This window comes from Paenibacillus sp. CB74, assembly GCF_055687625.1.
In genome coordinates this window covers 3,945,950-3,957,621 of the sequence record NZ_CM146009.1, presented here as the reverse complement: position 1 = coordinate 3,957,621, position 11,672 = coordinate 3,945,950, and the positions used below count along the sequence as shown (strand labels likewise).

Sequence of the window (11,672 nt, the reverse complement as noted above, 5' to 3'; positions counted from 1 at the left end):
TAAAAGGATATTTAGAAATAAGATAAGCATTCTATAAAGAATCAAAGAGAGATGGCGCTGTAATCATGCAGTGGTCATCTCTCTTTGATTCAGATAGAGGAATATAAGTCACATGTTTATAACACATTAATCCCAATCTGATCTCGGAAGCTTGGAGATTACTTAACGCGCTTGGAAATGGGATGATCCTTATTCATTTTCAGTAGGTCCCACAAATTTCCATACAGATCTTTAAATACAGCTACTGTTCCATAAGATTGTTCTTGGGGAGCTCTAACAAATTCGATCCCTTTAGTGACCATCTCATTATAATCTCTCCAAAAATCATCAGTGTTTAGAAACAAAAATACCCGACCACCAGCTTGGTTACCAACAAATGGCTCTTGCTCAGGTTTAGATGCTCTGGCAAGTAAGATTGTAGTACCAACAGAGCCAGGAGGAGAAACCACGACCCACCGTTTATCTTGTTCCGGTTGATATATATCTTCAACTAATGTGAAGTTCAACTTTTTTGTATAAAATGCGATTGCTTCATCATAATCTTTCACAACCAATGCAATATGTACGATAGACTGAATCATATAATCAATCTCCTTCACTACCCGTAATAACTTTTGTAATATGTATCTTTTATAATAATAATGGAAGGGCAATTTTTTGACTATACTGTCATGTCAGCAATCAGTGATTAAACGTCAAAGAAACCCCTTTTCAAGAGGTTTCTGTAAGTCTGGAATTATCATTGTCCAAGTGATTATTGACCATCCGAAGAGGGCTTGCGAGAAGCCTTCTCTTTAGGAATGGCATGCTCCACCGCATCACGTTGATCCTCATCCTCAAGTGCTTCGGGGAAGGAGTCCTCAGTGAACAGTCCGAAGTCCGGGTCAATATCCCTTTCGGTCACAAGATTATCCGGTTCATGCGTATGTTTGTCGCGATCTTCCTTCATCGTGTATGCACCTCCTCATTCAGGATGTCATTACTGCCGTTAACGTCGTGGTGGGACATCGTTCTCGGGTTTGGCATCTGCACCAGCACCATTGAGCAGATCAGTACCATGCAGTGCATCCGGATCGGGGGCAGCAGGATCAACTGGACTGTTTGGTTGCAGCAGGTCTGCATCCGGTACAGATTCCAGCGGTGTCTCCGCCAAACGTGAATCCAATTCCGGCTCGTCCACAGCCGTTGCGGCTACCGGTGCAAGTTCCGCATCTTCCGTTACAATCCGTCTGCCGGAAACTTCATCAAAGGTATCCATATCGCCTTCCGGGACTTCCGTCTCTGGCGGAATATCGCGGAACCTCTGATAACGGTCATAATAGCGGTCGCTCTCTTCGTTACTAATTGGTTTGTCAGACATCAATAACACTTCCTTTCATTGTTGGTTGCCCAAGCTTCTTACCCCGTAGTTACCCAAAGCGCTGTTGTTGTAATCTTGCACATTTTATTATCCCCGGGGTTTGCTACGATATGAATGCCTTAGAATTTAGGAAATACATATTTAACCAGGAAGTATAAGAATCCGAAAAAGATTATCACATAAGCGGCATATTTAATAAATGTGGAAGCGACCATACTTGAATCCGATTTATGCTGAACATCCTTATGTTCCACCTCAACTGTACGATGCGGCTCATTCATTGCAATCATCTCCTTAGCGTGTTTGTTTGCTTTGAGAAACCATTACACCTGAAGCAAAGGATTGAATCTCGGTCACCGTTTTTACAGCTTTTCCTGTTTTGCCTATGTTATGATTAAGCTTGAATATGTAAGGGAGGGGTCTCAAGTGGACTGGTTCACACTGGGCAATATGATTACACGCATCCGTATCGGGCAAAAGGCGTCTACACCCGGTTTCTCCCGTACCGTCATCCGTCGTCCGGACGGTTTATTTTGGGTAGGCGGAATATGGTCCGGACAAGTTGTACAGTTGCGGGATTTCCTTTTTTCCGATATATGGACCATCTATGATGATGAGGAAACAGAGCAGTGGCTTGAATTCCGTAGTCAAGTTGAACAGAAAGAGCGGGAAATGATAGAGAACCAGTTCGAAGACTTGCGTGATTAATCATATATGCATAACAATAAAATGGAAATAAAACTATAAATCGACTTAAATGTGAAAATTCATTTTATCTAAGAAGGTGACGTGACAAATGGTGGCGAATGATAAATGAGAGAATCTAAGATAGGGAAAATTGGAACTTTGAGGTGCTGTGAATGAAAAATGTGCCCAAAGCTATCGTCATCTTATGGATGAGTGTATTGATTATTCTAGGTATGCCACATGGAATGGTCTTTGCAACTACAGGAGCGATTCAGCAACCTGCATCCATTACAGGATGGGAAGTAAAATGGGGGAACGTTGACGATCAAGGGTTCATAAGTGAGGTTAAGGGAACAGATGAGATATGGGAAAAGCAGGGCATCGATAAGTTAGAGTATAGCAATACGGATCGATCGAGTTCCTTATGGACTCGCCTGACCATCCCTGAATTGAGTGAAGAAAGCTCAGCCATTCGATTTGAGAACATTAAAGGAAATCATATTGTTATCTATCTGGAGGACCGCAAGGTCTACGAGAACTACCATTACAATTATGATAATAATGCGGTGTTACTACCCTTATCCAGCGAAAATTCGGGTGACACGCTCTATGTATGGTCGCAAAATGAGAAAGGTCGTCTGGGCATACAAGGTACTGTTCAAGTTGGACCTTATGCTGCGTTACAGGAGAGATATATTCATAACGGGCTTATTGATGTCATTTTGGGTGCGACCTTTGTTTTCACAGCGATTACGATGCTGAGTTGTACGTTCTTCCTTGGCAAATTCCATAAGGGATTGTGGATCTCACTATGCATGGTGATGGGTTCCATCGGCACAATGATCATCACGTATTCGCAATTTTTGTATACATTCTATCAGGTATATGGTGACCTGTATTCGGTAGTCTTTGATCTGGCTATGCTGCTGGGAATGCCAGCGCTATGTTATTTTTTTGAGCAGATTATCGGGCCGGGACTGCATGGTATCTTCACCAAACTGCGAAAAATAACATTCATATATTCAGTTATCGCTGTGTTCTCTCTATTTATCTACGTTACTTCAGGTGGGCAATGGGAGTTTCTCTACAATCTGCTCGTACAGCGTGTGGTCGGTATGGTGCTGGTCATCCTGCTGACAATTCTGTTGGTTGGAACCATCGCCAAAGCACTGCAACGAAATCGGGAAGCCATCCTGCTTGCGACAGGATTCGGTACATTTGCCTTGATCAGTGTGGCTGAACTGTTGTGGTATTATCAGCGGAGTGGGACGTATCATCTGTTATGGTGGAAATGGTCCATGGTTGCATTTGTGATCTCGCTGATTGCCATTCTCGGAAGTCGGTTTGCCGAAAAACACACCAAAGTGCTGGAGTATTCCAAGGAACTGGAGTTATTCAACAATGAGTTGCAGCGATCCGAGAAGATGGAGATTATTAGCGAATTGGCCGCTTCCGTTGCTCATGAAGTACGTAATCCGCTTCAGGTGACAAGAGGGTTCCTGCAACTTATGACAGAACAGGAAGACAACAAAAATAAGGGATATGTGCGTATTGCACTGGAGGAACTTGACCGTGCTTCGGGCATTATCACGGACTTTCTTACCTTTGCCAAACCTGAATTCGACCATATTATCTCGCTTAATATCTCGGATGAGTTCAATCATATTGAAGGTATCCTTGTACCGATGGCTAATCTGGAAGGTGGCAAAATCACCACTGACATTCCGCCAGATTTATATATTCGGGGCAATTCCTCGAAGTTTAAGCAGGCTTTTATCAACATTATCAAGAACAGTATTGAAGCTCTGCAGGGACAAGGCCAGATTGATATCTGGGCTTACAAGCAGGATGGGGTTATTAAGGTGCATGTCAGGGATAATGGAGAGGGAATGGATGAGGAAGCACTCTCCCGGTTGGGCGAGCCTTATTTCTCCAATAAAATCAAAGGCACTGGTCTCGGCATGATGGTGACATTCCGAATTGTTGAAGCGATGCAAGGACAGATCAGCTTTACAAGTACCAAAGGGGTAGGAACAGAAGCGGTTGTATCTTTTGCTGAGTTCGTCGAATGACGAACTCACAGAAGCATACAGCGGCTTTTTTGTCCCTACCCCTAATCACTTACGTTACCAATTTAACTCACCCGATTTAACTTCTCCAAGGTCCGCAATTCACATCATAATTTACTTTGGAAGGATTGGGAGGTATGACAAGAACATAATCATTCTGCTGCTCCTCAACGGTACGTACCTGAATGTGCTCCGGGATTATGATTCCGAAAGCTTCACGAAGCGCTTGCTTCGGATTGGAGTGCAATTGTTGTCTGAAATGCTCGTCAGTCCAAGCCTTTTCAATAATATCCTCATGCAACGTTTTCTCTGATACCATCATCGTCAACATTCCCTTCATATTTGAAATTAAACTGAATCAGCTTAGTCCTTATGCTTATAATTCCAACTGTTGATCGCTGATCCAGTGATGAAACCCACCTTGGAGGAGCCGTTTCTTCCGTTGTGTAATGTCCTGAACAGCTTGTACTAAAGTGCTGCATAAATAAGAATCAAACACCTCGAGATGCGATATCCCTAAGTTAGACGATGTTAATGTACGATTATAGTGAAATGCAATGTCTACATAAGAGTTCATGAGTTGAGTGTTGTATACATTGTCATGTATACGTTCGCTAAGAGGATGAGCGGGATAGTTGTGATTCAGTGCTGCGGATATGTGGGAGAGGTAGCTGTTGTAGTTTCCATGCACAGCATCTTGATGCGTATCTGTGAAGTCATCGGTCATCTGGAGTGTCATGAGTGTAATGTTGATGGCAGAACATACTGGGATGATCCGCTCGGATTGATTCAACAGAAGGAGTGCACCCGTAGCTCCGATGAGTAGAGGGGCAGCCTTTTGCGCAATCAACAAGGGATTCTGTTGAAAATAATCAATGAAATGCTCACCCGTAACACTCACGGCCCAATCCACTACATATTGTCTGAAATAGATCCAGAACGTGGAGGAAAGATCGAATAATGCCGAGTAAGATTGAAGTGCATCCATGTAATATAAATTGCCCAGGGATAACTTCAGAGCGGCATTCTCCGGTTGTTCATCCATCACGTCGTCCTGATTCAGAAAATATAACATGTGAATCAGACAGGCTGTACTTAATTGGTGTGCTTTCTCCTGAGGCAGTTGATCCGAGTACTGCATCCAAAGTGGGATGATATACCCGATATAACTGTGCCCCGAATCTCGTAACAGGGGATTAACCGAATGAAGTTGCTCCAATGCATGTCCTGACAAGGGTTCGGGATATTCCCGTACGAGTTGTTCCGCTGAAGCAAAAACGACCTCCAGATCGGAGCTAAACGGATCTAACCAATCTTTCCGCATCGTTACGTCTCGTCCTTCCTGCGATAAGGTGGTCCAGGACTGTTCGACTGAATCATGAAGTACATTCAGTATAGCTGAAATAAACTGAAAAAAATAGGATTTTTTGTGATCAATTGTGAGAAAAATGATGACTTTTTGTATTTTATGGCATAAAAAAGTGGATTTTAGGCTCAAACTAGGAAGGTACAGAGATTTCGACATCGGAAAGGCGGCAGAAAAATGAATTTGAAATGGAAAACATGGATGGCAGCCGGATTGGCAGCCGTAGTTATAACAGTAGCAACAGGACATGTAGCATTCGCTGATTCAACGGCTCGGGCTGAGGAATATGGTGGTGCATCAAAAGCTTCTTCCTCCGGCAAACCAGCGAAGCCATGCATGCAGGCAGGACACGGTCTGTTCATGATTGGTGAAACGGCAGACTTGCTTGGGATTGGGCTTCGGGATCTGAAAGAACAGATGGAACTTGGCAAGACGTTGTCCCAGATTGCGAAAGAGCGTAAGGGACTTAGTGAGGAGCAGTTATTGCAGAAGTTGAAGCCTACACTTGCACAGCGTCTGGATCAAGCAGTAGAAGAGGGGTGTCTCACCAAGGATCAGGCTGCAGCCACGAAGGCGGACATGGATACCAAGTTAAAAAAGGTCATCAATACCCCGCTGCGTGATTTGCGGCGTGAATTTGCCCACCATGGCAAACGTCCCATGGTGGATAAAGGCGAAATTGCCCGGTTTATTGGAGTCACCCCTGCTCAACTTCATGAACAGCTTCAGGGAGGAAAATCCTTGGCTGAGATTGCTCAGGCAAAAGGCATTAGCGAAACACAGCTGGTTAACAAGCTGAAGGAACAGTTAACGGGTGATCTGAAGAGATTTGTGAATCAGAAGGGCAACGTGCATCCAGCCCCAGGTCCCCAGGAACCTGTTCCGGGACGATCAACGTCGAGCGAAGCAAAATAAAGAAGCGTGTCTCCATCAGGGGACGCGCTTCTTTATTTTAAAACGGCTCACTTGTTCCCGGACTGCGAGTTGCACCGGGTGAGGGGTTTCGCTCAGGTAAATTTCTTTTGTCCACAGCGCCAGCTGAATCCGGGGTTGAACGTGGTTTGCGCATTAACCCTACGGTGAAACGTGAGCCAGGAAGTTTGGAGAGTGCCCAGCTGATTGCAAGAGCAATACTAACCGTAACAAGGAACGATAGCAATGTTACAGGCAGATGCCATCCACTGAGTTGGAGCGGTCTGGTTACGTAAGCGATCGCGTAGATCACCAGTGCATGAACCAGATATCCACCAAACGAATAACGGCCAATCCAGGCTAATAGGCGCTGAAACCATGTGTCTTTGCTCCGCATCAGTACAAGGAAACCATACATCATAAGCATCTGGGCCATAATGATCAGAAATGTGGTTGGTTTCAAATAGGTGGAGATATTCAGATTAACAACATCCCCGGACCCGCGGAGCACATCGTAACCAAGCCATATATACATCCCAATAAACAGACAGATGGTCCATGGCAGTAACTTGGTGGTCCAACTTCTCCAGCTATCGACTGACCAGGCACATACGGCACCCAGTAAAAAGTAGAACCAGTACATCATCCATGAATAGGAGCGATACTGCAGCAACGTTGACCATGGCTCAGACATAGATTCTGTCCAGCCCCCCATATTGTAGTAGGACCACTTCATAAGCAGGGCGTAGAGTGCAGCTGCAAAGAGAATTAATGCCACAATAACTTGCATTGGCGTGAAACGTATGACGTTTTGGATACGCTTCTGAATGGCTTTTGCTCCTGTCCAAAACAGGGGGAACAGAATATAGAACTGAAACACCATAATGACAAACCAGAGATGATATCCGGTCTGTGGTAGAAACAGTTCACGAACCAGACTGCGCATATCCGGTATGCCACTGGCCCAGAACGCAGGGGTGAAAATTCGGACAGCAAGCCAATAGATGAGTGTCCATACCACAAACGGCATATAGATATCGCCAAATCGCTTTCGAATGAAGCGAGGGTATTCCGGTTTGGTGTTATGGTGATGGTAAAACAACATGACTCCCGACAGAAATACAAATGTTGGCGTACCAAAACGGGTCAGATGATAAATCATAGTCAGCATAATGGAATCGGGTTGTTCAATATCGGCGCGATAGATATACTCGGCGATATTATGCTGCATGACGATCGCCAGAAAGGCTATGCCACGCAGTTCGGTCCATTCCGCTATTCGCGGTTTTTTCACATGTAATCCTCCCTCCAGGAACCGGAGTTCATCATATAAGGGTACCTGTTAAACATTAAGGCTGCATTAAATGGGGAAAATAGGTACAAAAGAAGACGGCCGAAGCCGTCTTCTTTTGTGGGTATTAAACTGAAATATACGTTGTTTAATAATCGCTTCATTTTCAACTCTGTTATTCTCAGTTCTGTTCATCTGATGATGAAGACTCCGAGGGCGCAGCATCTTCTTCAAACAGTTTCTGAATATAGGACTGGAGTTTGCTTACATCGACACCCAGCACCTGAGCGGAGCCGACCAGTTCATTGGTGAGCAGCTTGTTCGGTGGAATCTGCTGCTGGTCTATTTCGTTCGCATGGATATCGAAGCCAAGGGACGCCAGTTTCAACATTTGGGTCGGACTAAGATCCGTCTCTATGTAAGGTGCGATCGCTTCCAGGATATCCGGGATTTTGAAGAGCGAAGTGGTACTCTGCATCTTTTTGGCCAGTTCGGTCATGAAGATTCGCTGCCGTTCGGTACGGGTGAAATCCGAGGTAGCATCATGGCGGAAACGAACATATTGAAGGGCTGTTTTGCCATCCATATGCTGCAATCCCTTTTTTAAATCGATGTCATACATATGTTTATCCGCTTTACTGGTGTAATACATATCTTTCTCAACATCAATCTCAATACCACCTACCGCATCAACGAGTGCCATGAAGCCTGTAAAGTCCGTGTACACATAATGCTGAATGGGAATACCGAGCAGATCACTGACGGTTTGTTTGGTCAGCTCTGCACCTCCGTAGGAAAAGGCTGCATTGAGCCTGCTCTTTCCATGACCGGGGATTGCGACATAGGTATCTCGCAGTACGGAGAATAGATGGGCTTTCTTCGTGACGGGATCAATAGAAGCGACCATGACCGAGTCCGAGCGTCCCGCATCGTCACCCCTTGAATCTCCGCCAAGCAGCAGAATGTTCACCCGTTCCTGGCCCTCCCATCTGGGAATCGTTGTCGTTTGGGTATCTGAGTCGCTGTCTGTGCCAGATGAGGAAGCGTTGGATGAAGTCCCGGAAGTGGTTGAGATGCTATTGGCAAAATGAACAATCGAATATCCGTAATATACAACGACCCCTGTGACAGCAAGCATCAGGGTCAGGGCTGTACCCCATAACCATTTTTTAAGCATAATCTTCACCTTTCTATGTTTGAACTGATATGTAACCCAAACTAGTTTAACAAAAAGAAAGTAAAATGTCCTCTTTGATTTCGTAACTTCGGTCAATGTGAGGATTGTTTGACAAATAGTTAGTGAATATTTAATATGTAAAAAATAATCTTGTTGTGTGTAATGGAGGTATTAAAAGCCAGTTATGAATCAATCCGTATTTCATTGGATTAATCAGTTTGCAGACCAAATTCCATTTCTGGACTGGTTTATGATTACATCATCGGAGTATGCGGTCTGGGTTATGATTGCACTACTCGTTATTGTATGGTTTCTTGGCGATCCATCCAAACAGCGTATCGTTTTCTATGCTTGCGTGGCATCCATTGCAGCGTTAGTTCTGGCGAAATGGGGCATATCACCTGCGGTCGGCCATCCAAGACCTTTTGTGGAGGGAAACGTACATCAACTGGTTGCCCATGTACCTGACCCATCTTTTCCAAGTAAGCATGCCTCCTTTGTATTTGCTCTCGCGGCTGCTTCATTCTTTATTGGGCGTCGCTTGGGGTTATGGATGCTATTACTTGCTGTGTTGACAGGGGTGTCTCGTATATACGTTGGTGTGCATTATCCAGGAGATATTCTGGGAGGATTCCTTCTCGGTAGTCTGCTTAGTGTGGTTCTGATTACAACCCGCAATTATACCAAGTCGATACCTGACTTCTTTATTAACATACACCGGCGTGTTTTTGGTTAGCGATTGAAAGAAATGTCTAGTGAATAGATGGTAGTTATTATTATTGAAAGAAGTCTCGTATCTCTGGTTTTTCCAAAGATGGGAGGCTTCTTTTGCTTTATTTTCGAAGTTACATGAAATTTGTAGAAATTGAATTCTGACATCTACAATTCATGACTAGAGGTGACGATATATTATTCATATGCATTAGTTTATGCGCTAAGTTGAGGAGTGGGGAATGTGGAAGACACGCGGGGGAATATGTTGGGGAAATTGAGGTTAACGATTCGAGGCAAGTTATTGACTGGTTTTCTGGCAGTCGTAATTCTGCTGGTTTTTGTAAGTGGCTACGCATTAGTCCAGATTCATAGTATGTCTGGCAAGGCGAATGAAGTGGATCAGACCTGGATGCCGAGTGTGAGCTTACTGGGAAAGATGAATGGTGATATTTCCGATGTAGAGCGTTTGGCTCTGGGAATCATCGTTGAACAGAACGAAGATGAGTCGGCTAAGATGAACGAAGCGCTACAGTTGCTGCTTACCAAGATTGAAGATGAGCGTAAACAGTTACAAACGTTGATTGCAAACAACGATGCAGCGCTTAAGCTCTATAATGATTTTAGTACGAATTATGATGCTTATGTAGCGAAAATGCCGGCATTTATCGAATTTGGTTTGAACAACAATTATGATGAGTCTAGTCGTTTACACACAGAGGCTTATCCGATGTGGTACACAGCAAATGACTCTATCACCAAGTTAATTAATTTGGGCAATGAAGGATCGGATGCTGCAACAAATGAGTCTGTTTTGCTTGCGGAAAATACATTTAATGTAATTTTGGCTGTTACAATTTTTGCCTTCCTGGTTGCGATGTTCATTGCCTTCTTCATTGCAAGCATCATCTCACGTCCAATCAAAAAGATGAATGAAGCTGCCATGGCAATAGCAAGTGGTGATCTGACAGGCGAGAAAATTGTACTGAAGAATAAGGATGAATTAGGCACGTTGGCTAATTCCTTTAATACCATGTCGGGTAATCTGCGCGAGATGATTGAATCGGTATCAATGACTTCCGAACAGGTAGCTGCTTCATCGGAAGAGCTTCTTGCAAGTGCGGAGCAGAATACCCAAGCTTCGGAACAGATCTCCCAAACGGTAGAGGAATTGGCTGTGGGTACGTCCGATCAGGTCGATATTGTGAAGCGTTCTTCACAGGCGATGAATGAGATGGCTCTCGGGTCGGAGCAGATTGCTGAGCTTGCCCAGAGTGTATCTGTATCTGCTGTGGATGCGGCGAATCAATCTTCCGAAGGGAACATGATTATTCAGCAAGCGGTTGAACAGATGGGTTCTGTTCGAAATTCCATTGCTTCACTTACAGAGTTGGTAACAGGGCTGGGGGAACGTTCAGCAGAGATTGGAACCATTACCGAAGTAATCAACAACATTGCCCGGCAGACCAATCTGCTTGCACTGAATGCAGCCATTGAAGCCGCACGAGCAGGAGAGCATGGACGTGGTTTTGCTGTAGTTGCAGGAGAAGTGCGTAAGCTTGCTGAGGAATCTTCCACATCAGCCCAACGGATTACGGATCTCGTTCAGTTGATTCAGAAAGATACCGATCATGCTGTTCAGGCAGTCAAAGTGAACAGCAGTGAGACGGAAGCAGGAATCGAGATGGTTACTGCGGCAGGACAAGCGTTCGAGCAGATCTCGGATGCGGTTAACAAAGTAGCGGGTGAAATTCAAGAAGTATCCGCTGGTTCAGAAGAAATGTCAGCGAGTACGACTGAAGTCGTAGGCTATGTAAGTCAGATCTCCAACATCGCCGGAGAGGCAGCAGGCGGGGTTCATAATGTGTCTGCCGCAACTCAACAGCAGTTGGCTTCCATGGAAGAGATCGCTTCATCCGCAGGTGCATTATCCAAAATGGCTGAAGAACTGCAGGAGCAGATTAACAAGTTCAAAGTATAATCATTAAGATGTTTGGATACCTAAGGGTAGAAGAATATACAGACGGAATGGTCAGAATGCCATTTAATTTGTGGTATTGATTATAGCAAGGGCGAGAAGCTGTTTCTCTAACGCGTAT

Annotated in this window: 13 protein-coding genes; 5 read left to right on the top strand and 8 right to left on the bottom strand. The window is 44.5% G+C overall.

The genetic code is table 11. The features are described from left to right. Positions 1 to 158: 158 nt before the first annotated feature. The 4 genes from ACX9NY_RS17655 to ACX9NY_RS17640 all read right to left on the bottom strand — a co-directional run bounded on the left by ACX9NY_RS17655 (position 159) and on the right by ACX9NY_RS17640 (position 1,641). The gene (locus tag ACX9NY_RS17655) at positions 159 to 581 is read right to left on the bottom strand and encodes a VOC family protein (RefSeq protein ID WP_472474072.1); all 423 of its coding nucleotides are present in this window, start codon (positions 579 to 581) and stop codon (positions 159 to 161) included. A 173-nt stretch (positions 582 to 754) separates the two neighbouring features. Beyond that, entirely contained in the window at positions 755 to 949 is a 195-nt protein-coding gene (locus ACX9NY_RS17650; RefSeq protein WP_339240136.1) for a hypothetical protein, read from the bottom strand. Positions 950 to 988: 39 nt separating this feature from the next. Further along, positions 989 to 1,360 (bottom strand): hypothetical protein, encoded by a 372-nt coding sequence (locus ACX9NY_RS17645; protein ID WP_339259284.1) that lies wholly within the window; start codon positions 1,358 to 1,360, stop codon positions 989 to 991. Between the two features lie 119 nt (positions 1,361 to 1,479). After that, complete coding sequence (locus ACX9NY_RS17640; protein ID WP_221819028.1) at positions 1,480 to 1,641, bottom strand: hypothetical protein; 162 nt, start codon at positions 1,639 to 1,641, stop codon at positions 1,480 to 1,482. 145 nt (positions 1,642 to 1,786) lie between these two features. Here ACX9NY_RS17640 and ACX9NY_RS17635 point away from each other — a divergent pair, with 145 nt between their 5' ends. Further along, a complete protein-coding gene (locus ACX9NY_RS17635; RefSeq protein WP_062832955.1) occupies positions 1,787 to 2,068 on the top strand; it encodes a hypothetical protein in 282 nt (93 codons plus the stop codon). Positions 2,069 to 2,220: 152 nt separating this feature from the next. After that, positions 2,221 to 4,119: a sensor histidine kinase gene (locus tag ACX9NY_RS17630; protein WP_339240139.1), complete on the top strand. Its 1,899-nt coding sequence runs from the start codon at positions 2,221 to 2,223 to the stop codon at positions 4,117 to 4,119. Between the two features lie 76 nt (positions 4,120 to 4,195). Here ACX9NY_RS17630 and ACX9NY_RS17625 read toward each other — a convergent pair whose 3' ends face one another. Both ACX9NY_RS17625 and ACX9NY_RS17620 read right to left on the bottom strand, forming a co-directional pair. Next, positions 4,196 to 4,438, bottom strand: coding sequence for an NHLP leader peptide family RiPP precursor (locus ACX9NY_RS17625; RefSeq protein WP_017690236.1), 243 nt, complete (start codon positions 4,436 to 4,438; stop codon positions 4,196 to 4,198). Between the two features lie 54 nt (positions 4,439 to 4,492). Continuing rightward, positions 4,493 to 5,440 (bottom strand): hypothetical protein, encoded by a 948-nt coding sequence (locus ACX9NY_RS17620; protein WP_472474069.1) that lies wholly within the window; start codon positions 5,438 to 5,440, stop codon positions 4,493 to 4,495. 219 nt (positions 5,441 to 5,659) lie between these two features. Between ACX9NY_RS17620 and ACX9NY_RS17615 the strand changes: the two genes are divergently transcribed. Continuing rightward, a complete protein-coding gene (locus tag ACX9NY_RS17615) occupies positions 5,660 to 6,397 on the top strand; it encodes a hypothetical protein (protein ID WP_472474067.1) in 738 nt (245 codons plus the stop codon). A gap of 37 nt (positions 6,398 to 6,434) precedes the next feature. Here ACX9NY_RS17615 and ACX9NY_RS17610 read toward each other — a convergent pair whose 3' ends face one another. Further along, positions 6,435 to 7,688, bottom strand: a complete 1,254-nt coding sequence (locus ACX9NY_RS17610) for an acyltransferase (protein WP_472474065.1) — start codon at positions 7,686 to 7,688, stop codon at positions 6,435 to 6,437. 178 nt (positions 7,689 to 7,866) lie between these two features. Beyond that, positions 7,867 to 8,862, bottom strand: a complete 996-nt coding sequence (locus tag ACX9NY_RS17605; protein ID WP_339240145.1) for an LCP family protein — start codon at positions 8,860 to 8,862, stop codon at positions 7,867 to 7,869. 184 nt (positions 8,863 to 9,046) lie between these two features. Between ACX9NY_RS17605 and ACX9NY_RS17600 the strand changes: the two genes are divergently transcribed. After that, complete coding sequence (locus tag ACX9NY_RS17600; RefSeq protein ID WP_339240148.1) at positions 9,047 to 9,598, top strand: undecaprenyl-diphosphatase; 552 nt, start codon at positions 9,047 to 9,049, stop codon at positions 9,596 to 9,598. A 240-nt stretch (positions 9,599 to 9,838) separates the two neighbouring features. Next, on the top strand, positions 9,839 to 11,554 hold the full coding sequence (locus tag ACX9NY_RS17595) for a methyl-accepting chemotaxis protein (protein ID WP_472479337.1): 1,716 nt from the start codon (positions 9,839 to 9,841) through the stop codon (positions 11,552 to 11,554). The last annotated feature ends 118 nt before the right edge of the window (positions 11,555 to 11,672 follow it).